This is a genomic window from Winogradskyella sp. (assembly GCF_028289625.1).
Lineage (GTDB): Bacteria > Bacteroidota > Bacteroidia > Flavobacteriales > Flavobacteriaceae > Winogradskyella.
On record NZ_JANQOM010000028.1, the window covers coordinates 64,945 to 87,173 of the forward strand.

Consider the following 22,229-nt stretch of genomic DNA (forward strand, 5'->3'; position numbering starts at 1 on the left):
GTTCTATTTGATTATTTTTGAAATATGGTTAGCAAAGAACTTCTTCAGCGTTTTAATTACCAATTTGATTCAGAAATCCTTGATAGTATTGCCCAAACAGGATCCCTTAAAGTTTTCAAAAAGCACGACATCATAATAGATATAGGACAAGACCTTAATTTTATTCCGCTTTTAATCAGTGGAAATATAAAAGTACTGCGAGAAGATAGCAATGGTGACGAACTTTTGCTTTATGTTCTCGAATCTGGCGATACATGTGCCATGTCATTAACCTGTTGTATGGCTAAATCCGTGAGCAAAATCAGAGCCGTAGCAGACGATGACGTTACCTTAATTATGATTCCTATTGGTAAGATGCAACATTGGTTTCATAATAATGAAAGTTGGAGAAATTTTATATTGCAAAGTTATCAAATCCGTTTTGATGAAATGCTAGAAACCATCGATACACTTGCTTTTATGAAAATGGATGAACGGTTGTTTAAATATCTAACTGACCAAGTAAAATTATCGGCTTCAACCACTTTAGAAATAACGCATCAGGAAATCGCTGAGGATTTACATACCTCAAGAGTGGTCATTTCTCGTCTTTTAAAGCAACTGGAAAAGGGACAAAAAATTGAACTGGGCAGAAATAGAATATCCGTTTTAGAGTTTTAGTAACTTAAGTAACATAGCTACAATTAAAGAATTCTATTTTTGCATTTAAATCAAATTTATGGATTACATATTACAACCTTGGCCATGGTATATCTCTGGGCCGTGCATAGCAATTGTGATGTTTCTTCTGCTCTATTTTGGTAGAACTTTCGGAATGTCATCTAATCTTAGGACGCTTTGCGCTATGAGTGGTGCAGGTAAAAAAGTGGAGTTTTTTAAATTCGATTGGAAAAGCCAACGCTGGAATCTTGTTGTAGTGCTTGGTGCTATTGTTGGCGGATTTATTGCTCATCATTATTTATCCAATCCTATCGATATAGACCTTAGCAAAAACACCATTAACGATCTAAATAGTCTTGGCTTTAATGATGCCGGAAAAAGTCTATTACCACCAGAACTGTTTAGTTGGGAAAATGTTTTCACCTTAAAGGGCATAGCCATTTTAATTACAGGTGGTTTATTGGTTGGATTTGGCACACGCTATGCTGGTGGTTGTACCTCTGGTCATGCAATTACAGGACTGAGTAGTTTGCAATTACCATCTCTAATTGCCGTAGTTGGTTTCTTCTTAGGTGGCCTGTTTATGATACATTTTATTTATCCAATATTGTTTTAAAATGGGAAAATATATAAAGTTCTTTTTGGTCGGCCTATTTTTCGGAATTGTATTGGTAAAGTCTGAAGCAGTGTCTTGGTACCGCATATTCGAAATGTTTAAATTCCAGTCGTTTCATATGTATGGTATTATTGGTACTGCAGTAGTTTCTGGAATATTGTTATTGCTAATTTCCAAACGATTAAAAGTAAAAACGATTGAAGGTGAGCATCTCAAAGTTCCATTAAAAGCCAAAGGCTTATTTAGATATATAATCGGTGGAACAATATTCGGATTAGGTTGGGCGCTATGTGGCGCCTGTCCGGGTCCAATGTATATTTTAGTGGGTACGGGAGTTTTTTCAATGGTAATAGTCATAGCTGCTGCACTTTTGGGTACTTTTATATATGGCCTTCTTAAAGATAAATTACCTCATTAAATGGAACTAAGTGAAATCTTAGGTTACTTTGGGGCATTAATTGTTGGTTTAGTTTTGGGACTTATTGGTGGTGGTGGATCTATACTAACTGTGCCTATTTTCGTTTACTTTATTGGACTAAATCCTATTTTGGCTACTGCTTATTCCCTTTTTGTTGTAGGAGTTACCTCAGTAATTGGCGCATTTCAAAATTTTAAAAAAGGACTTGTGGATGTAAAAACGGCAGTCATTTTTGCTGTTCCTGCTTTTGTTGCGGTGTATCTAACAAGACGCTATTTGGTACAAATGATACCAGATGTCGTATTCAGTATTGGCAATTTAGATATTACCAACAGCATTTTCATCATGGTGTTATTTGCCATAATAATGTTATTGGCAAGTTTTTCTATGATTAGAAACAAGCGCGATTCACTTGGAAAAACAAAAAGCGAAACACAAGAATTTAATTACCCCTTAATCGCTATTGAAGGTCTAGTAGTAGGAGTATTAACAGGTATCGTGGGTGCTGGAGGTGGTTTTCTAATTATTCCGGCTTTAGTATTACTAGCTAAATTACCCATGAAAAAAGCCGTCGGTACATCTCTGCTAATCATTGCCGTAAAGTCATTGATTGGGTTTCTTGGCGACTTATCGAATCTAGAAATCAACTGGCCGTTTCTTCTAGTATTTACTAGTATTTCTATAGTAGGAATCATAATCGGAGTCTATATTTCTAAATTTATCAGTGGTAAAAAACTAAAGATAGGTTTTGGCTATTTCACCTTAATAATGGCCGTCTACATTATATATAAAGAACTGTTTTAACAGTCTTTGTGATAAAAGTCACATATCAAAATTTGAACTTTTGTAAATTTGTACTAAATATTTTGAACTATGAAAATCGAACAATTATATACAGGATGTTTGGCACAAGGTGCCTACTATATAGAATCTGAAGGCGAAGTTGCTATAATAGACCCTCTACGTGAAACACAACAATATATTGATAGAGCCAAAGCTAATAATGCAACAATAAAGTACATTCTAGAAACACATTTCCATGCCGATTTTGTTTCTGGCCATATTGATTTAGCAGAAAAAACTGGGGCTACCATAGTTTTTGGACCTGGAGCATCTACAGAATACGATATTCATTCAGCAACAGATGGTGAAGAATTAAAATTAGGAAAACTAACCATAAAGATCTTACATACCCCAGGGCATACTTTAGAATCTGTGACGTATCTTTTAATAGATGAAAATGGCAAGGACCATGCTATTTTTTCTGGTGATACGTTGTTTTTAGGTGATGTTGGCCGCCCTGATCTCGCTATCAAATCTGACTTGACCAAAGAAGATTTGGCAGGAATGTTATACGATTCACTCCGCACTAAAATTATGCCTTTAGCTGATGATGTCATCGTGTATCCTGCCCATGGTGCTGGTTCGGCATGCGGAAAAAATCTGAGCAAAGAAACCGTTGGTATTTTAGGAGAACAAAAGCAAACCAATTATGCGCTACGTGCAGATATGACCAAAGAAGAATTTGTAAAAGAAGTGCTTGATGGCATTGCACCACCACCACAGTATTTTGCAAAAAATGCTATGATGAACAAAATGGGTTACGATGCATTCGACTCTATCTTAAAAACAGGTGATACACCTTTAAGTCCGGAAGAATTTGAAGCTTTGGCAAATCACGAATCCGCATTGGTTTTAGATGTAAGATCCCAATCAGAATACATTAAAGGCCATATTCCTAGTTCCATATTTATTGGGTTAAACGGTCAATTTGCCCCTTGGGTTGGTGCTTTAATCACCGACTTAAAACAACCTATAATTTTAGTTGTTCCTGAAGGTAAATCCGCTGAAGCCGTGACACGTCTATCACGCGTCGGTTACGACAATACTTTAGGCTATCTTAAGGGAGGTATTGAAGCTTGGAAAGATGCGGGTAAAGAGATAGATACTTTAGAATCCATTTCCGCAGAAGAATTTGCCAATAGAGCAAAGTCTGCAGACATTAATATTTTAGATGTTAGAAAAGATGGTGAATACAATAGCATGCACCTTGAACAAGCTCAACATTTGTCTTTAGATTACATTAACGAAAAAATGAATGAAGTTTCTAAAGATAAAACCTACTATATTCACTGTGCAGGTGGTTACAGATCGGTTATTGCAGCATCCATCCTCAAGGCTAGGGGCTTTAATAATCTTATAGATATAGCTGGTGGGTTTGGGGCCATTAAAAAAACCGATTTACCAACTACTGATTTTGTTTGCCCATCAACACTTTAAAATTGAAAATTATGAGAAAAAACATGAGCAATTTAGATAAAGGTATTAGGGTGATTATAGCTATAGCCGTTGCTTTATTATATTATTTTAATATTATTGAAGGTACCCTGGCATATATTCTAATGGCTGTTGCAATAATATTTTTGGTAACCAGTCTTATTAATTTCTGTCCTCTTTATCGTATTTTAGGCATAAGTACTTGTAAAATAAAAAACTGATTTATGGAAACGACGCTACAAATACAGAATCTTAAATGTGGTGGATGTGCCAATACCATTATAACCCAACTTTCTAAGCTAACTGGAGTATCTGAGGTTACTGTAAATAATAATACAGACGAAGTTAGTCTTAATTATAATTCGGAAAAGGAACTCGAGACTATAAAAAAGAAATTATCAGACCTCGGTTATCCTATGGTTGGGGAAGCTAATCCACTTCCTAAAAAAGCCAAATCCTTTGTGAGTTGTGCTATAGGTAGAATGACAAAATAAAAAATCCCACTTTTCGTGGGATTTTCTTTTATACGATTTCAGCACTAAGTCCAGCTTGGAGGAGCTTAGAACATCGTGGTTTTAAATCTTCATAAGGTCCAGTTTTTACAGTACACTTTCCTTTGTAGTGAACTATAATAGAACACTGTTCTGCTTGCTCTGGTGTATGATCACAGGCATAAATCAGTGTATCTATAACATGGTCAAATGTGTTAACATCGTCATTAAATAAAACTATTTCGTTTTGCTTAATAACTTCCTCTTCAAGGAGTAATTCTTCAGACTGTTTTTCTTTTGTCATAGCGCAAAGGAATTTGAGAATATCTCGATTTACTAAGCTAATGTATAAATTTTAACGACACCCACTCACCTCTTTGTATAATTTCCTCCAATTTTAACAAAAACACGTTGCATTTTTCTTCAATTAGAGAAATATCATTTTTATAAAAGCCACTTAAAAGCAATATCCCATTGGCATTTAAGCATTTTGCATAATGTGGAATATCCGCTAACAATACATTTCTATTAATGTTGGCTATAATGATATCGTAATTTTTCCCGTCTAAAAGCTTAACATCTCCTTCGTAAACCGAAATGTGCTCACAATTATTACGTTCTACATTTTCTAAACTATTAATGTAGCACCAATTATCAATATCAATAGCATCGAGTTGCATTGCCCCTACTTTTTCTGCCAAAATCGCTAAAACACCTGTACCACAACCCATATCCAAAACTGATTTTTCTTTAAAGTCATTCTTCAAGATATGTTGAATCATCATATGCGTTGTTTCATGATGACCTGTACCAAAGCTCATCTTTGGCTCTATAATGATATCATATTTTGTGCTAGGTTTTTCATGAAAGGGTGCTCGAACGGTTACCAAATCATCAACGACTATAGGCTTAAAATTTCTTTCCCATTCAGCGTTCCAGTTGGTTTGCTCTATCTCATTGAACTCATAGGTGATTTTAAACTCATCAGAGCTTAGAATATGGATGTCTTCAAGAATAAAGGCATTCCAATCATTCTTTTGAATGTAAGCCGTTACACCTTCTTCGCTTTCCACAAAACTTTCAAAACCAACGTAACCTAATTCTGCAATAAGTATTTCGCTTGCAGGCTGAAGTGGTTCTACCTTAAAATCGTAACCTATGTAAATTGGATTGATCACTTAAAAAGCATTCACAATCGCAAAAAAGTCTTCTGCTTTTAGAGAAGCACCTCCAATTAAACCACCATCAACATCTGGTTTTGAAAAAATCTCTTTTGCATTGTTTGGCTTTACACTACCACCATAAAGGATAGAAACAGAATCAGCGAGGTCGTTCCCATATTTTTCGGCCAGTGTTTTTCTTATAAAGGCGTGCATGTCCTGGGCTTGCTCTGGTGTAGCCGTTTCACCTGTACCAATAGCCCAAACAGGTTCATAGGCCAAAACAATATTTGTAAAAGCATCTGCACTTAGATGAAACAATGCATTTTTAATTTGGCTTTCAACTACAGATGCTTCATTTCCTGCTTTGCGATCAGATAATTCCTCACCAAAACAGAAAATTACGCGTATATCATTGGCCATGGCTGCATCTACTTTTTTAGCAAGAGATTCATCCGTTTCATTAAAATAGGCCCGACGTTCACTATGACCCAAAATAGTCGTTTGAATCCCAATACTCTTCAACATACCAGCACTTATCTCACCAGTATAGGCGCCTTCTTCAGCAAAGTGCATATTCTGAGCAATCACTTCTATACCACTTTGTTTTGAAGATTGAAAAGCATGCCATAAGTTTGTAAATGTAGGCGCTATCATAACTTCAGCATTAGAAGTCTTTTCTTGTTTTTTTAAATCGGCAATCAATGTTTCGGTCTGAATTATACCGTTGTTCATTTTCCAGTTTCCAGCAACAATATGTTTTCTCATTGTAGTATGTATTGAGTTCTTAATTAAGTATACAAAAATAAGACTTTAATAAAGAAAGAAGAGGTATCGTTGTCATGTAATTGTTAAGTCAATTTTACACGTGGGTCTAACCATGCATAAATGACATCAACTAAAATATTAATAGTAATGAAAACAATCGCGATAACCAATACGGCACCCATAATTACAGGTAAATCCAAGGTATTTAAGGCATTGACAATTTCTTTTCCCAAACCATTCCAGCCAAAAATATATTCTACAAATACAGCACCAGCCAACATAGAAGCAAACCAACCCGAAATTGCCGTTACTACAGGGTTCAAGGCATTTTTTACCGCATGATTTTTAATTACCTGAAACTCGTTCAATCCTTTTGCCCTAGCTGTTCTTATATAATCTTGACTCATCACTTCTAACAACGAATTACGCATCAATTGAATAACGACTGCCAATGGTCGTATACCCAAAACAATAGCTGGAAGTATCAGATTTTTCCATTTAACGGTCATCTTTTCGCCAAAGTCATCGAGTTCATAAAGGCTACCTGTCATTTCTAAATTGGTGTATTTGTGAAGTACAAACCCAAACAGCCAAGCAAACAAAATAGCACTAAAAAAAGAAGGAACGCTCATACCCAACGTACTTAACACCTGAATCGTTTTGTCTAACCAATTATCCTTATATAATGCTGAAATTATACCGAGGATAATACCAAGTGTAATGGCAATTATAATGGCTGATACCGCTAAAACAAAGGTATTGGGAATGGTTTCACCTATGACTTCTGTTACTTTTTTACCTTGTTTGGTAAAAGATTCCCTTAAATAAGGGGTTTTAACAACTGTTGTTATATTACCTATTGTGAACAGCTTTGATGCGTTATACTTATTTGTACTTAAATAGGTATAGTCTTCTTCATTGTTAGAATGAAAAGAAATCGGTGACAAATCATTGAGATAATATATATACTGGGTGCCAAGAGGTTTATCAAAACCGTACTTTTTCTTCACGGTCTCGACCTGTTCAGCGCTCTGATTTTGACCCAACATCATCTTAGCTGGATCGCCAGGAAGAATGGTAAACAAGAAAAAAATGACTGTGACTACACCTAACAAGGTGATAAAGGCATAGAAAATTTTATTTAAAAGATAAGCTAGCAGAGATTAACTATTTATAAGAAGCAATAATTTTATTAACCTCTTCGATTGTGTAGTTTCTAAATTCGAAATCATCACCAAAAATGCGTTTGGCATTTTCTTCAACAGTATCTAAAAATCCAGCTTCCAATCTTAGTTTGTTCACATTTTCTGGATCTTTTATCGGCCAAATGAAACTGGTTGGGTTATCAGAGTTGAGGCCGTAGGAGCTTCCTTGTGTTCCGTAAATTTGTTCTTTCCCTTGTCCCATTAAATATCGGTCTTCCATCATTGCCGCTAATCGATAAGGCAATTCGCCATTTGCAGCTGCTTCTTTTATTAATGCAAGAAATTCTTCTATACTGTTAGAATGCTGAATAACATACCAAGCCGATGTGTTGGTTGGCTCTCCTACTAGAGATTTACCTGGGTAACCTTTTTGTTCAATAATAGCTTTAATAAACTTTAGATTTGAGCTATCAATCTCCATCTGCTTTTTCCATGTATCCATTGACATGTTGCTTCTATATCGTTGATCTTCAACTAAAACGCTATCGAGCTGACGCTTAAGGTTAAAATCAAGATTAGGTAGTGCATTAGGTAATTCCTGTAATTTAATATCCTCAATATCATTCCAATGCGCTTTATTAAGTACTGTCCCTTTATTGAGTACAACAATTCCTGGATTAGCGCGCACAATGGTTTTAATCACCTTTTCGTCACACAAGTAAAAGTCAAAATTCAACTTATAATCTCGTTTTATTTTTTCTTTCTCTTCATTACCTGAAGAGGTTAATCCAATAACTGTATATCCCTTTTTTATAGCCTCATCTGTAAAGGCTTTTAACTTTACAACACCATCAGTCTCCGAGTTGTCTATATTGTACATCGCAACTAGGACTAAATTCTCTTTCTCTAAGAAATAGGTGGTTAAATCTTCGTCTTCAGATTCAATAGAGAAATCTTGTATTGGCGGAATATAACCCTCATCAATAGTCTTAGTTTCAACACCAACATATTCACCATCCACAGAAGGGTAACTACCATTGGTAACGAATTCTTGTTCTTCACCATTCACTTTAAAAGTCCAAGTATATTCTAAAACAGGTTTTGCTGCATCCTCCGGAATTATCATTTGCTCTTGAATATTTTTCCCAATAGCATAGGCTCTAAAATCTATAGACGGTAAATGCATCAGTACATGATAGCCGAACCAAAGTGATACTATAAAACTTAAAAGTGCAATTACAGTAGTCGGTAGCTTTGTGAAAATTGGTTTAATATGCTTAAGACCGTATACTAATATCAATATCAATACTAAAAGAATAACGTCCTTAGTAAAACTTTCCCAAGGTGTCAGCTTTAAGGCATCACCAAAACAACCACAATCTTTTACCTTATCGAAATAGGCTGAGTAAAACGTTAAGAAGGTAAAAAACAAAATCATAGCCAATAAACTATATACCGTAAATTTTGGTTGATAGCCTATTAACAAAAAGACGCCTAAAATCACCTCAAACACAACAACAAAAACAGAAATCAACAGGGCATAAGGAATTAGAAACTCAATATTTAATACATCTGCACCAAAATATTCCTGTAACTTATACGAAAAGCCTAACGGGTCATTAAGTTTTATAAATCCTGAAATAATGAACAAGACCCCAACAAAAATTCTACTAAATTGTACTAAATATTTCATAAATCTTTGGTGACTGAGGCTCTTAAAGTCACATGTTTTTTAGTTTATAGTCGCTTCGAGAGCCTCAGCGACCAATTCTAAACTGAATCAATTAGATTCACCTAAATGAATCATGGCGAATACTGCATAATTAATCATATCCTGATAATTGGCATCAATGCCTTCACTAACAATAGTTTTGCCTGCATTATCCTCAATTTGTTTAACGCGCAATAACTTTTGTAAGATCAAATCCGTTAGGGAGCTCACACGCATATCGCGCCATGCTTCACCATAATCATGATTCTTATCGAGCATCAACTGCTTAGTAAAGGCAACCTTTTCATCATAAAGCTGGGTAGCTTCCTTAGTGTTTAAATCCGGTTGTTCTACAACCCCTTTTTCTAATTGAATCAAAGCCATAACACAATAATTGATGATTCCGATGAATTCACTGACTTCTCCTTCATCCACCTTTCTCACGGCATTTTGCTGTAAACTTCTAATACGTTGTGCTTTTATAAAAATCTGATCGGTTAATGACGGTAATCTTAAGATTCTCCAAGCACTACCATAATCGCTCATCTTATTCACAAAAAGTGCTCTACATTTGGCAATAATAGCATCATATTGTTTTGAGGTATCCTGCATCTAAAACTATTATATTTTGCGTAAATTTCGCATAAATAAGTTAGAAGTTCAAAGTTTGAGGTTTAAAGTTTTAAGCAGCCTCCTTTAATAAGTTTTATGACCATAAATTGCAAAGGCCAATTGATTGATTTGTCATCACCTAGAGTGATGGGTATCCTTAATGTTACACCAGATTCCTTCCATGATGGTGGACAGTATAAAGATGAAATTTCTATTTTGAAACAGGTAGAAACTATGCTCAGTGAAGGTGCTACATTTATAGATGTTGGTGGTTATAGCTCTCGTCCTAGCGCTGATTTTGTAAGTGAAGACGAAGAACTCGGTCGCGTCATTCCTGTGATTGAAATTATTTTGAGACATTTTCCAGAAGCCCTAATTTCTGTGGACACTTTTAGAAGTCGTGTCGCCATAAAGAGTATTAAAGCTGGTGCTACTTTAATCAATGATATCTCTGCAGGTCATCTCGATGGAGATATGCTATCAACAGTTGGACAACTAGGTGTCCCTTACATTATGATGCACATGCGTGGAAATCCTAAAACCATGCAACAGCAAACTCATTATAACGATTTAATTAAAGACATCAATCTTTATTTTGCTGAACGAATTGCGAAAGCACACACCGAAAAAATCAATGATATTATTATCGATCCTGGATTTGGTTTCGCCAAAACTTTGGAGCAAAATTATGAGTTGCTCAACAATATGGAATTGCTTCAAATTGCAGATAAGCCCATTTTGGTTGGAGTCTCTCGAAAATCTATGATTTACAAAACTTTGAACGCAACCTCTAATGACGCCTTAAACGGCACCACAGCGTTACACATGGTGGCTTTACAAAAAGGAGCAAAAATCTTGCGAGTACATGATGTAAAAGAAGCTGTGGAATGTGTTACTTTGTTTAATCAACTTACAAATCATTAATACAAAAGGAACTGTTACATTGAGCGCCGCGCCTTCCAAAGTCTTGTACGGCGGACAGGCAGTCGAAATGTATTAAAAATGATGGGTGAGATTTAGCTTCGCTGAACCTGCAGTTTCTCGACTACACTCGAAATGACCTGGAAAATTATTTTTTAAGCAACTTTTTTTATCGAGAAGAAGGTTTCTTGAAATAAAATTCTATTCTCGATACATTTTTTTGATATTTACAATATTAATTAAATGCAAATCAAAAAAATACTCGAATTGACAAATTTTAGAATACATCATTATCCAATTTACCAACTAAGCTTAATCTTAATTTTGAGCATTCTTACCTCAGGTTGCAGTAATGAGCGCGTATTACAACTGCCAGAAATTGAAAATGCTGAGATTACCGAAGTCTTGGATGTATCACCAGCCTATATTTTTTATGATGGCACCCAACCCGACTCTACTCTATTTAATAGAAAAAATCTTATAGGTACAACCAACTGGTTAGTTAACGTGGATAAACGCTTAACACTCAAGCAAGCAATACCGCATATTCAGTATCTACAAGAAAAGCGCAAAAAAAAGTCCATGCATAAAAAAGAAGGCGCTAAAAATTACTTTACTTGTAACGATACCACTATTGAAAATTTAGGGTTTATTGAGTTTACGGATGTTAATTATCGCGATTCAAATTATAAATTGGCAGAAATAGATAGTTTATGTTTTATGAACATCAACAGCCTACAAAATGTTACTTTTTCAAAAGTTATTGACTTGAATATAAAGTTCTCAAAAGAGAATTTAATTTCTGCCTACAATAACTTTATCAAGAAAGAATATGGTAATTCGGTCAAGATTGTACTTAACTTTAATAAAAATTTGAGTTTTCAAGACTACATATCAATTAAATCAGAATTAGAAAAATTAAAATCTGATAAAGCCTTAATAGATACTAACGAATTCATTTATTAACATAAATTCTTAAATTAGCAAAAAGCACTAACCTTGGACGATTTACAACTTTGGGATTTTAGATTTATTGATTTTGTTGATGTCTTCCTCGTTGCTATTCTCCTTTACTACATCTACAAATTGGTTAGAGGTACGGTTGCCATCAATATCTTTATTGGTATTCTCATTATCTATTTTGCTTGGCGGCTAACGGATTACTTACAGATGCAAATGCTCTACAGCATTTTTGATGGGTTTATGAAGGTGGGAATTATCGCCCTAATCGTGGTCTTTCAGCCTGAGATTCGGAAATTTCTATTACTTGTAGGTTCTACCAATATTGGTGGAAAAAAAGGTATTTTTAAGAATTTTAAATTCCTGAAAAATGATGACCAAACGACGACCGATGTAGATGCTATTATTAAAGCTTGCACTAAAATGGGAGCCACCAATACTGGTGCACTTATCGTCATAGAGCGCAACAACAATTTGGATTTCTTAACAAATACTGGCGATGAAATGAATATTCTAGTCTCCCAACCCATTATAGAAAGTATCTTTTTTAAAAATAGCCCTTTGCACGATGGTGCTATTATTATCGATAACAATATTGTCAAAGCCACCCGTGTGATCCTACCCGTAAATAATGAAAAAAACATCCCTGAACGTTTTGGCTTAAGGCACAGAGCTGCAGTTGGCATTACAGAAAAGACTGATGCCATTGCTATTGTCGTCAGTGAGGAAACCGGACAAATTTCTTACCTTAAAAACGGTGAATTTATGATGTTTAAAGATACCGACGACCTTATAAAAAAGATTAAAGACGATTTGGTCTAATGAATTGCAAAAACTGTGATAAGGCTTTATCAGGCTCACAACGCTATTGTGATAATTGCGGTGCACAAATAATCATGAATCGCTTAACCCCAAAAATTCTTGCTAAGCAGATAAATGAGCAGTTCCTATCTATAGACAATAAGTTTTTACAGACGTTTATAGCATTATTCGTAAAGCCAGAGCATGTTATAGATGGCTATATTAATGGGTTACGAAAAAAATATATTGGTGTTATTACCTACTATGCCATTTCACTGACTATACTGGGATTTCAGATGTTTTTATTAAAAAACTTCTTCCCGGAATTTTTAGAGGCTAAGGACACCCTTTTTAATAAAGGGTTTCAAACAGGAATTCAAAACTCTGAAAATCCATCAAAAGACTTTCTTGATTTTTTTAATAATTATCAAGGTGTCTTTTTTTCAATACTAATGCCATTTTTGGCCATAGGTACTTGGGTTATATACTTGGATAAGGGAAAACACAATTATACCGAGCATTTAGTTATCAATCTCTATTCTACAGCTCAAACCATATATATTGGATTTATATTTTATCTGTTACTAGCTGCATTTAAAATACAAGATTATCTTACAGCGTCTTTGATAGTGGCACCTCCAACTATTTTGTACGGGACCTATGTGTTTAAGCGTATTTACAAATCTTCTTTTATAAAATCAATCATTAGGTATATAGCCGCATACACTATTTATACGATTATCTTTAGTATAATGATGGCTATTATTATGGTTGTTTTAATCGCTTACTTATTTGCGACAGGAAAACTGAAACTTTAAATGAACTGCAAAAACTGCCATACCGAATTACATGAGCATGATGATTACTGTCGAAGCTGCGGTGGAAAAGTGATACGAAAACGCCTTACCTTCAAAAATCTTTTTGAACATGTTAGCGAAACATTCTTCAATTACGACAATAAGCTTCTAAGGACTTTTTTACAGCTCTTTAAACAACCCGAAGATGTAATCGTGGGTTATATTAATGGTGTTAGAAAACGTTATGTTAATGTATTTAGCTATTTTGCTTTAGCCATAACGATATCTGGCCTTCAAATCCTTATTATCCAAAAATTTCAATCAGACTTTAACTTTTACGACACAAGTACTGAGATGGGAGTGCAACAGCAAGCAATTTTCGATAAGGTTAATAAATTCACTACCGAATATCAATCCTTGGTAATGATGCTATATATTCCATTTTATGCTTTAATTGCCAAAGTCGTTTTCCTGAGAATAAAAGCCTTTAACTATACAGAACTCCTTGTGGTATTTATGTATACACAGGCTCAAATTTCTATTTGCATTGCTTTTTTTACCGCTATAATCATTCCCCTTAATCTAATGTCTCTCCCTGCTTATGGTATGTCTATAATTCCACTTCAATTTTTTTATTTCGTTTATGCGCTCAAACGCATATATAAACTAAATAATCTTCAGATGTTTCTAAGAACTATGTTTTTTTTAGGACTGCTAGGTGTCTTATTTATTCTTATGGTCATAGTCACCGTAATATTGATGTTTCAATCGGGTCAGATGCAAGAAATGATTGAAGCACAGAGAGCAGCAAGAGAAGCTACTAATACCTAAACAGCTTCAGCCTTTAAGAACTGAACTTCATATAAATTCTTATAATAACCGTCTTTCTTTTTAAGAAGAGATTTGTGCGTACCCATTTCAACAATTTGGCCTGCATCCATTACAATAATTTTATCAGCTTGCTGAATCGTAGCTAATCGATGCGCTATAACTATGGAAGTCCTACCTTTAGTAATGGTATCTGTAGCCTCTTGAATTAATTGCTCTGAATACGAGTCGACAGATGATGTGGCTTCATCTAATATTAAAATACTGGGATTAGTAACATAAGCCCTTAAAAAGGAAATTAGTTGACGTTGCCCTGAAGATAACATAACGCCACGCTCTTTAACATTATAATGATAACCGCCTGGAAGACTTGTAATAAACTGATGAATACCAATAGCTTTGGCCGCAGTGACCACATCTTCTTCTGTGATATATTCATTGTTAAGGGTTATATTATTTAAAATAGTGTCCGCGAATAAAAATACATCCTGAAGCACGACTGCAATTTGATTGCGCAAGGAACTCAAGGTCATCTCCTTAATATCTGTACTATCAATTCGTATATGGCCAGAATTTATTTCATAAAAACGATTCAACAAATTAATAATAGTGGATTTTCCTGCACCTGTTGCTCCAACTATAGCAACCGTCTCACCAGCTTCTACATTAAAGGAAATACCTTTTAGCACTTCCTCATCTTTAACATAAGAAAATCTTACATTATCAAACTCAATATGGCCTTTAAAATGATCCGCTTTAATAGTACCTGCATCATCGATATTAGAATCCGTATCCAATACTTTAAACACACGGTCAGCAGCGACCATTCCCATTTGTAAAGTATTAAACTTATTTGCAATTTGGTAAAGCGGCCTAAAAAGCATTGGGATGAACATGGTAAATGAAATCAAATCACCTAATGTTGTACCAGGTATAGTAGATATGGCGCTAAAGCCACCAACTAAAATGACCATAGCCATGGTCAATGAGGACACAAATTCAGCCACTGGAAAGAATATAGAATTGTACCAAACCGTCTTTAACCAACCTTTTTTATGACGCTCATTAATAGCTTTAAAATTTTTGTATTCCGTAGCTTCTCGGGTAAAGAGTTGCAAAATTTTCATACCTGTAACACGCTCTTGCACAAAGGAATTAAGATTCGAAACCTCATTGCGTACATCCTCAAAAGCACGCTTCATATACTTTTGAAATATCTTAGTTGCTATAACTATAATTGGCATTGTCGCAAAAACAATCAAACTCAACTTTAAGTTTATGAAGGCCATAAAAATTGCGACAACAAGCATCTTTAGAATATCGCTGAAAATCATAAAAAGTCCTTGACCAAAGATATCCGCAATACGTTCCATATCTGTTACAGCACGTGTAATCAATACGCCAACCGAAGACTTATCAAAGTAAGTCATTTTGAATTTTAGAATATGCTTAAAAAGTTTAACCCTTATATCTTTAACTACGGATTGTCCCAGCCAACTGGCATAATAAATAAAAAGTAATTGGGTAATCACTTCCAGCAAAAGTAATCCAAGCATTATTCCTATGTAAAGAACAAAACCATCATATTCTTTGTTTGCTATTTTTACATCAATGGCCTCCTTTAAGACATAAGGTCGTAAAGCACCGAAAATCGCAAGACTTATTACACAAACCAGAGAAATTACAAATATGGTTTTGTAGGGTTTGATGTAGTGCAATAACCGCTTAAAAAGCGTAACATCGAATATTTTTTTCTTTTGTTCTTCTGCCATATTCACAATCTATCTGCTTAGCCAGATTTCTTATTTAGTTTACTCCTTCAGGATAAATAATCTCTACCAAATATAAGCCATGTGCTGGTGCCGAAAAACCAGCCTTACTTCTATCCTTTGAAGCTATAATCCCGTGCAAATCATTTGGTTTTAGTTTTCCTAATCCAATGTTAACCATGGTGCCAACAATTGCCCTAACCATGTTTCTTAAAAAACGATTGGCCGTAATGGTAAACATTAATCTGTTATCTTCTTTAGTCCAATACGCCTCTTTTATATCACAATAATACGTCTTTACATCTGTATTACTCTTTGAAAAGCATTGAAAATCGTTATACTTTAATAAAATGTCACAGGCGCTGTTCATTGCTTTAACGTCTAAAGGCATCATAACTAGATACGCATAATCATAGTCAAACACATTTTTAGAAGTTGATATCTTATAATGGTATGTTCTACTTATAGCATCAAATCTTGCATGTGCTTCTGGACTAACCTCAAAAATAGAATGGACTGCTATATCCTTTGGTAAAAAAGAATTAAGCTTGTAAACCAAATTTTCTGAATTAAAATCAACTTCAAAATCAAAATGAGCAAACATCTGATAAGCATGTACTTCAGTATCCGTTCTACCCGCACCAACAATAGCAATATTACTCTTTAAAATAGTACTTAATGCTTTTTCTAAAACTTCTTGAACAGAAATAGCATTAGGCTGGTTTTGCCAACCGTGATAGGCTTTACCATTGTATGATAACTCTAAAAAATATCTCAAAAGATTGGCTATTTTTGTCTTTCAAAGACACAAAGATACACAGAATCGCTAGTTAAAATCACAATATTATCTTAATGCAAAAAATACTTCTTTTATCTGATACTCACGGTTATATGGATGATACTATCCTTAAATATGTTAGACAAGCTGACGAAGTATGGCATGCTGGTGATATTGGCGATTTAAAAGTAACCGACAATATTAAAAAGCATAAACCCTTAAAAGCGGTTTATGGTAACATTGATGACACAAAAATTAGAAGCGAATTTCCACTTCACAACAGGTTTATGTGCGAAGGTGTTGATGTCTGGATCACACATATTGGTGGTTATCCGCCTAAGTATAATAACAGTATAAGGGAAGCACTAAACGGTAACCCACCAGATTTATTCATATGTGGACATTCTCATATTCTAAAGGTGATGCCAGATAAAAAATTAAACCTGTTGCATATGAACCCTGGCGCTATTGGCAAGCACGGTTTCCACAAAAAAAGAACTATGCTACGATTTAAAGTTGATGGCAATGCTATAAAGGATTTAGAAATTATAGAATTCCAAAGGTGATAAAATGAAAAACCCAGACGGCAGCGTCTGGGTTTTTCGCACTAATACTACTAAGATTTTAGGTTCATCGTAATCGATCTACAGATTTTACAAGATCTTCATCCTTCTTAATAGCCTTGTTAGCCAAGACTAAACACACAATAGAAAAAATAGGAAGAAGCATCCCAATACCTTTCTCAGAAACATTGGTTTCTCCAGATAAATTTAGAGATTGATACACAAAGAATCCTAGTAAAATAAAGTTTAATATGATATTGAGTCGTCCCATAACGAATTGGGACTTTCTATTTTTAAAACTAAAAATTGAAATCAATGACAACACAGCCGACCCTAAAAACAGTCCTAAGTACGCATAGTTTTCTGGTGCAAATACTTTAACTCCCTCATTATTTGTCCAAAGATCAAACACAAATATCAATCCAGCAGAAATTCCTGCTGCTAGAAATAAATAGAGTGTCTGTATACGTTGAATCATGTCTTCAATTAAAATTGCTTGGCAAAATTAGGAGTTTATTTTTTAAAAAGATAGAAATTGTTTTAAAATAAAGTTGTATAATTGCATTAGAAAGAAGTAATCTTCAGAGTTGCATCATTCTATCTTCCAAATTAATTTCACTTTTTTTCTTTTTATTTCATTTAGAAAATCTTGAATTAATAATATCAAATTGTAATACATTATACTACATACGAATGTTTGAAATTTCACAGTTAAAAGCCAAGAAGCTACCTGAATTGCAAGATATCGCCAAACAACTAAGCGTGCCTAAATATCGTAGTCTAAAAAAACTAGACTTGGTGTATCAAATCTTAGATTATCAAGCTGCTAACCCGGGAGCTCTAAAAGCTAAAGTTGAAACTGAGGCTAAACCTCAAAACACTAATCAGAAAAAGCCTCAACAGAAACGGACCAGAGTACAAAGACCAACTCAAGAAAACAAGGATCAAAAATCCTTGGATTTTTCTGACAAAAAGGAGGATTCTAATACAAAAGAACGCCAATCTAATAACGAAAGACAACATCAGAAACGTCAAGAGCAAAGTAAGTCTAACGAAAATTCTGACGATAATAAACGTCCTAACAATAACCAGAATAACGATAATAGGCAAAATCGCAATAAAGACAATAATAATAGAAACACTAATAACAACTCAAAGAACAATGGTAATAAGGATAATAGAAATCGTTACCGCGAACCAGATTTTGAGTTTGATGCCATTATTGAAAGTGAAGGTGTCTTAGACATAATGCAAGATGGTTATGGTTTTTTAAGATCCTCAGATTATAACTACTTAACCTCGCCAGATGATATCTATGTTTCACAATCTCAAATAAGACTCTTTGGACTTAAGAAAGGTGACACTGTTCTTGGTCATGTAAGGCCTCCAAAAGAAGGAGAAAAGTACTTCCCCTTAATAAAAGTGAGTAAGATTAATGGACAAGATCCAAACGTGGTTAGAGATCGCGTAGCTTTTGAGCACTTAACCCCACTTTTCCCTAAAGAAAAATTCAATATTGCTGAAAGACAAAGTACCATTTCCACAAGAATTATGGATTTGTTTTCACCTATAGGTAAAGGACAGCGTGGTATGATTGTATCACAACCAAAAACTGGTAAAACTATGTTGCTTAAGGATGTTGCGAATGCTATAGCCGCTAATCATCCTGAGGTTTATCAAATGATATTATTGATTGATGAGCGACCAGAAGAAGTTACGGATATGCAACGCAATGTACGAGGTGAAGTTATTGCATCAACATTCGATAAAGAAGCCCACGAACATGTGAAAATTGCGGACATTGTTCTCGAAAAGGCAAAACGTCTTGTAGAATGTGGCCATGATGTTGTAATTCTTTTAGATTCTATAACGCGTCTCGCAAGAGCTTATAATACGGTACAACCTGCTTCAGGAAAAATATTAAGTGGTGGTGTGGATGCCAATGCACTGCACAGACCAAAGCGTTTCTTTGGTGCAGCACGGAATATTGAAAACGGTGGTTCCCTTACCATCATAGCCACAGCACTGACTGAAACAGGATCAAAAATGGACGAAGTCATCTTCGAAGAGTTCAAAGGAACTGGTAATATGGAACTTCAACTGGATAGAAGAATTTCTAATCGTAGAATATTCCCAGCTATAGACCTTGTATCTTCTAGTACCCGTCGTGATGACTTATTGTTAGACGACAATACTATCCAACGTATGTGGATTATGAGAAAATATCTAGCGGATATGAACCCTATAGAAGCTATGGAATTTGTTAATGACCGCTTTAAACAAACCAGAAACAATGAAGAATTCTTAATCTCTATGAACGGGTAAAGGTTGTTTCCTATTTATATAAAAATAAAACCACGAGCTAATGTTCGTGGTTTTTTTATTATTATTTTATGTATATATACGTATAATGAAAAAAGTCTTCCAAATATGGAAGACTTTATAATATATCCTAGTAAGTTCTGCAATTATAATGCAGCAACGTGTTTAGTTAATTGAGACTTTAAGTTACCGGCTTTGTTTGAATGGATAACATTCTTCTTAGCTAACTTATCTATCATACTAATTACAGAAGGTAACATTTTTTGCGCTTCTTTTGCATCAGTTAACTCACGTAACTTTTTAATAGCGTTACGAGTAGTTTTGTGCTGATATCTATTAAGCACTCTCTTTTTTTCGCTACTTCTAATTCTTTTTAAAGCTGACTTATGATTTGCCATTTTATTTTTTCTTATTAAAAATTGTAGCCCGTAGGGGAATCGAACCCCTCTTACCAGGATGAAAACCTGGCGTCCTAGCCGATAGACGAACGGGCCATTTGGTTATTTACATTATTAAATGAACCTACAATGTTTCTATTGCGGATGCAAAAATACAACTATTTTTAAATGTTGCAACTACTAATATATATTTTTTGAATTTTTTTCAATATGCCTTTGCAAACAACACCCGTTGACTCGATGGATTACCACTATAAACACACTTCCCTTCTTCTTTTTTATTGTCAATAGGAATACACCTAATGGTTGCCTTAGTAAGTTCCTTTATCTTCTGTTCTGTTTCTGCAGTACCATCCCAATGTGCAAAAATGAATCCGGTTTTAGTTTCAAGTACATTTTTAAATTCCTCAAAATCATCAACCTCAGTTATGTGAGAATTCCTAAATGTCAAAGCTTTTTGATACAGGCTTTCCTGAATCTCTTCAAGCAAGTCCTCCACCACGACATTAATTCGGTCTAGTATAACCGTTTCTTTAGTCATTGTATCTCTTCTTGCTAATTCAACAGTATTATCCTCTAAATCCTTTGGACCTATAGCAATTCGCAGTGGTACACCTTGAAGTTCATGTTGGGCAAATTTTGCTCCTGGTCTAAGGGTATCTCTATGATCGAACTTAACAGAAATATTACGTTCTTTCAAATCACCAATTATTTCATCAGCCACCTTTTTAACGGCTCCAAATTGTTCTTCATTTTTATATATGGGAACAATAACAACCTGATATGGTGCTAAATTAGGTGGCAAGACCAAGCCCTTATCATCACTATGCGTCATAATCAGCGCACCCATTAGTCTTGTTGAAACTCCCCACGAAGTCGCCCACACATAATCCAATTTACCTTCCTTATTCGTAAACTTGACATCAAAAGCCTTGGCAAAATTTTGACCTAAGAAATGAGAAGTCCCTGCCTGTAAGGCTTTACCATCTTGCATTAAAGCTTCTATGCACATAGTCTCCTCGGCACCAGCAAAACGCTCACTTTCAGTTTTTAGACCTTGAATGACAGGTATGGCCATAAAATTCTCAACAAACTCTGCATAGACGTTATTAATCAATTTTGTTTCTTCCCAAGCTTCATCTTTAGTGGCGTGAGCAGTATGACCTTCTTGCCACAGAAATTCTGCTGTGCGAAGAAATAGTCGGGTTCGCATTTCCCAACGCACAACATTAGCCCATTGATTTACTAAAATTGGTAAATCCCTATAACTTTGTATCCAACCTTTATAGGTATTCCAGATAATGGCTTCGCTTGTTGGTCTTACGACCAATTCCTCTTCTAATTTTGCTTCGGGATCTACCCTAAGTTTCCCTTCTTTATCTGGATCTGATTGTAATCTATAATGAGTAACCACAGCACATTCTTTAGCAAATCCTTCAGCATTCTTCTCTTCGGCTTCAAATAAGCTTTTTGGCACAAATAATGGGAAATAAGCATTTTGATGACCAGTTTCTTTAAACATTCTGTCTAATTCAGCTTGCATTTTCTCCCAAATGGCATATCCATATGGCTTAATGACCATGCAACCTCTCACAGCAGAATTCTCCGCCAAATCAGCTTTTACAACCAATTCGTTATACCATTTTGAATAATCTTCAGCTCTACTAGTAAGATTTTTACTCATTTTTAGCGTTTTGGCACAAATGTTGTGACTTTGTTAAATAAAAAAATAGTTCAGCAAAACTAACTATTTTTGCTATGTTCAACAATAAAATATAATAGATATGCAATTTAAAACCATTATACCCAAAAAATTGCCATTTTTTGTTGTACTAGGTCTTACGACCTTGTTGACTTCATGTGGTTCATTTCAATATGTAGGATACGATAATGATGGTATTTACTCGTCAGATAATGAAGGGGAAGAAGTTGTTGTTGAACAACCTGCTGTAACTACATCAACGAGTGATTCTAACTATTATAAAAATTATTTTGCTGAAAATTCAGCTCAAGTTGATGCCATAAAGGAAGAAAGTGAAATTTTTACTGATGTCGATTCTTATGAAGGCAATTATTTAGAAAAAGCACAAGACACCCTAGAGCAAAGAAGTCCATATGGTGGTTGGGGTCAAGCTAATGATAATGTTACCATTAATATTATAGATAACGGCTGGGGCTGGGGCTGGAACGATCCTTGGCTATGGGGCGCTGGCTGGGGCTGGAATAACTGGGGT

Annotated in this window: 25 protein-coding genes, 1 tRNA gene and 1 pseudogene; 15 read left to right on the plus strand and 12 right to left on the minus strand. The window is 34.9% G+C overall.

What is annotated here, in order from left to right; translation table 11 throughout:
- The first annotated feature begins 24 nt into the window (after window positions 1-24).
- The 7 genes from Q0992_RS05830 (at window position 25) to Q0992_RS05860 (ending at window position 4,465) form a co-directional block, all read left to right on the plus strand.
- Window positions 25-660 carry a Crp/Fnr family transcriptional regulator gene (locus tag Q0992_RS05830; RefSeq protein ID WP_299521405.1) on the plus strand — a complete coding sequence of 212 codons (636 nt, stop codon included), beginning with the start codon at window positions 25-27 and terminating at the stop codon, window positions 658-660.
- 58 nt (window positions 661-718) lie between these two features.
- The gene (locus Q0992_RS05835; RefSeq protein WP_299521406.1) at window positions 719-1,276 is read left to right on the plus strand and encodes a YeeE/YedE thiosulfate transporter family protein; all 558 of its coding nucleotides are present in this window, start codon (window positions 719-721) and stop codon (window positions 1,274-1,276) included.
- Between the two features lies 1 nt (window position 1,277).
- Complete coding sequence (locus tag Q0992_RS05840; RefSeq protein WP_299521407.1) at window positions 1,278-1,694, plus strand: DUF6691 family protein; 417 nt, start codon at window positions 1,278-1,280, stop codon at window positions 1,692-1,694.
- Window positions 1,695-2,498 (plus strand): sulfite exporter TauE/SafE family protein, encoded by an 804-nt coding sequence (locus tag Q0992_RS05845; RefSeq protein WP_299521408.1) that lies wholly within the window; start codon window positions 1,695-1,697, stop codon window positions 2,496-2,498.
- A gap of 69 nt (window positions 2,499-2,567) precedes the next feature.
- The gene (locus tag Q0992_RS05850) at window positions 2,568-3,974 is read left to right on the plus strand and encodes a rhodanese-like domain-containing protein (protein ID WP_299521409.1); all 1,407 of its coding nucleotides are present in this window, start codon (window positions 2,568-2,570) and stop codon (window positions 3,972-3,974) included.
- A 23-nt stretch (window positions 3,975-3,997) separates the two neighbouring features.
- Window positions 3,998-4,192, plus strand: coding sequence for a DUF2892 domain-containing protein (locus tag Q0992_RS05855; RefSeq protein WP_367277948.1), 195 nt, complete (start codon window positions 3,998-4,000; stop codon window positions 4,190-4,192).
- Between the two features lie 3 nt (window positions 4,193-4,195).
- A complete protein-coding gene (locus Q0992_RS05860; protein ID WP_299521411.1) occupies window positions 4,196-4,465 on the plus strand; it encodes a heavy-metal-associated domain-containing protein in 270 nt (89 codons plus the stop codon).
- 28 nt (window positions 4,466-4,493) lie between these two features.
- On the opposite strand, the gene Q0992_RS05865 is transcribed toward Q0992_RS05860, so the two are convergent.
- The 6 genes from Q0992_RS05865 to Q0992_RS05890 all read right to left on the minus strand — a co-directional run bounded on the left by Q0992_RS05865 (window position 4,494) and on the right by Q0992_RS05890 (window position 9,858).
- Window positions 4,494-4,766 (minus strand): ATP-dependent Clp protease adaptor ClpS, encoded by a 273-nt coding sequence (locus tag Q0992_RS05865; RefSeq protein ID WP_299521412.1) that lies wholly within the window; start codon window positions 4,764-4,766, stop codon window positions 4,494-4,496.
- A 37-nt stretch (window positions 4,767-4,803) separates the two neighbouring features.
- Window positions 4,804-5,640 (minus strand): 50S ribosomal protein L11 methyltransferase, encoded by an 837-nt coding sequence (gene prmA / locus Q0992_RS05870; RefSeq protein ID WP_299521413.1) that lies wholly within the window; start codon window positions 5,638-5,640, stop codon window positions 4,804-4,806.
- Window positions 5,641-6,390 carry a triose-phosphate isomerase gene (gene tpiA, locus Q0992_RS05875; protein WP_299521414.1) on the minus strand — a complete coding sequence of 250 codons (750 nt, stop codon included), beginning with the start codon at window positions 6,388-6,390 and terminating at the stop codon, window positions 5,641-5,643.
- Between the two features lie 83 nt (window positions 6,391-6,473).
- On the minus strand, window positions 6,474-7,550 hold the full coding sequence (locus Q0992_RS05880) for an ABC transporter permease (protein WP_299521429.1): 1,077 nt from the start codon (window positions 7,548-7,550) through the stop codon (window positions 6,474-6,476).
- Between the two features lie 7 nt (window positions 7,551-7,557).
- Window positions 7,558-9,228, minus strand: a complete 1,671-nt coding sequence (locus tag Q0992_RS05885; protein WP_299521415.1) for a BT_3928 family protein — start codon at window positions 9,226-9,228, stop codon at window positions 7,558-7,560.
- Window positions 9,229-9,315: 87 nt separating this feature from the next.
- Window positions 9,316-9,858, minus strand: a complete 543-nt coding sequence (locus Q0992_RS05890; protein ID WP_299521416.1) for a DUF1599 domain-containing protein — start codon at window positions 9,856-9,858, stop codon at window positions 9,316-9,318.
- 96 nt (window positions 9,859-9,954) lie between these two features.
- Here Q0992_RS05890 and folP point away from each other — a divergent pair, with 96 nt between their 5' ends.
- The 5 genes from folP (at window position 9,955) to Q0992_RS05915 (ending at window position 14,168) form a co-directional block, all read left to right on the plus strand.
- On the plus strand, window positions 9,955-10,782 hold the full coding sequence (folP, locus tag Q0992_RS05895; RefSeq protein WP_299521417.1) for a dihydropteroate synthase: 828 nt from the start codon (window positions 9,955-9,957) through the stop codon (window positions 10,780-10,782).
- Between the two features lie 240 nt (window positions 10,783-11,022).
- Complete coding sequence (locus tag Q0992_RS05900) at window positions 11,023-11,745, plus strand: hypothetical protein (protein ID WP_299521418.1); 723 nt, start codon at window positions 11,023-11,025, stop codon at window positions 11,743-11,745.
- Window positions 11,746-11,778: 33 nt separating this feature from the next.
- The gene (gene cdaA / locus Q0992_RS05905; protein ID WP_299521419.1) at window positions 11,779-12,561 is read left to right on the plus strand and encodes a diadenylate cyclase CdaA; all 783 of its coding nucleotides are present in this window, start codon (window positions 11,779-11,781) and stop codon (window positions 12,559-12,561) included.
- A complete protein-coding gene (locus tag Q0992_RS05910) occupies window positions 12,561-13,358 on the plus strand; it encodes a DUF3667 domain-containing protein (RefSeq protein ID WP_299521420.1) in 798 nt (265 codons plus the stop codon). The genes cdaA and Q0992_RS05910 overlap by 1 nt, the downstream gene beginning before the upstream one ends.
- Window positions 13,359-14,168 carry a DUF3667 domain-containing protein gene (locus Q0992_RS05915; protein ID WP_299521421.1) on the plus strand — a complete coding sequence of 270 codons (810 nt, stop codon included), beginning with the start codon at window positions 13,359-13,361 and terminating at the stop codon, window positions 14,166-14,168.
- Here the strand turns inward: Q0992_RS05915 and Q0992_RS05920 are convergent.
- Together Q0992_RS05920 and truA are read right to left on the minus strand one after the other, a co-directional pair.
- Window positions 14,165-15,937 carry an ABC transporter ATP-binding protein gene (locus tag Q0992_RS05920; protein WP_299521422.1) on the minus strand — a complete coding sequence of 591 codons (1,773 nt, stop codon included), beginning with the start codon at window positions 15,935-15,937 and terminating at the stop codon, window positions 14,165-14,167. The two genes, Q0992_RS05915 and Q0992_RS05920, sit on opposite strands and share 4 nt — an antisense overlap.
- Window positions 15,938-15,971: 34 nt before the next feature.
- Window positions 15,972-16,712, minus strand: a complete 741-nt coding sequence (truA, locus tag Q0992_RS05925) for a tRNA pseudouridine(38-40) synthase TruA (protein WP_299521423.1) — start codon at window positions 16,710-16,712, stop codon at window positions 15,972-15,974.
- A gap of 74 nt (window positions 16,713-16,786) precedes the next feature.
- Here truA and Q0992_RS05930 point away from each other — a divergent pair, with 74 nt between their 5' ends.
- Window positions 16,787-17,278 (plus strand): metallophosphoesterase family protein, encoded by a 492-nt coding sequence (locus tag Q0992_RS05930; RefSeq protein ID WP_299521424.1) that lies wholly within the window; start codon window positions 16,787-16,789, stop codon window positions 17,276-17,278.
- Between the two features lie 64 nt (window positions 17,279-17,342).
- Here Q0992_RS05930 and Q0992_RS05935 read toward each other — a convergent pair whose 3' ends face one another.
- Window positions 17,343-17,753 (minus strand): DUF4293 domain-containing protein, encoded by a 411-nt coding sequence (locus Q0992_RS05935; RefSeq protein WP_299521425.1) that lies wholly within the window; start codon window positions 17,751-17,753, stop codon window positions 17,343-17,345.
- A gap of 215 nt (window positions 17,754-17,968) precedes the next feature.
- On the opposite strand from Q0992_RS05935, the gene rho reads away from it, so the two are divergent.
- The gene (rho, locus tag Q0992_RS05940) at window positions 17,969-19,600 is read left to right on the plus strand and encodes a transcription termination factor Rho (protein ID WP_299521426.1); all 1,632 of its coding nucleotides are present in this window, start codon (window positions 17,969-17,971) and stop codon (window positions 19,598-19,600) included.
- A gap of 143 nt (window positions 19,601-19,743) precedes the next feature.
- On the opposite strand, the gene rpsT is transcribed toward rho, so the two are convergent.
- The 3 genes from rpsT to proS all read right to left on the minus strand — a co-directional run bounded on the left by rpsT (window position 19,744) and on the right by proS (window position 21,679).
- Window positions 19,744-19,995 carry a 30S ribosomal protein S20 gene (gene rpsT, locus Q0992_RS05945; protein WP_299362845.1) on the minus strand — a complete coding sequence of 84 codons (252 nt, stop codon included), beginning with the start codon at window positions 19,993-19,995 and terminating at the stop codon, window positions 19,744-19,746.
- Between the two features lie 24 nt (window positions 19,996-20,019).
- A tRNA-Glu gene (locus Q0992_RS05950) sits at window positions 20,020-20,091 on the minus strand.
- A gap of 109 nt (window positions 20,092-20,200) precedes the next feature.
- The gene (gene proS / locus Q0992_RS05955) at window positions 20,201-21,679 is read right to left on the minus strand and encodes a proline--tRNA ligase (protein ID WP_299521427.1); all 1,479 of its coding nucleotides are present in this window, start codon (window positions 21,677-21,679) and stop codon (window positions 20,201-20,203) included.
- A 100-nt stretch (window positions 21,680-21,779) separates the two neighbouring features.
- Here proS and Q0992_RS05960 point away from each other — a divergent pair.
- Window positions 21,780-22,229, plus strand: a pseudogene (locus Q0992_RS05960) (hypothetical protein); the annotation flags it as partial.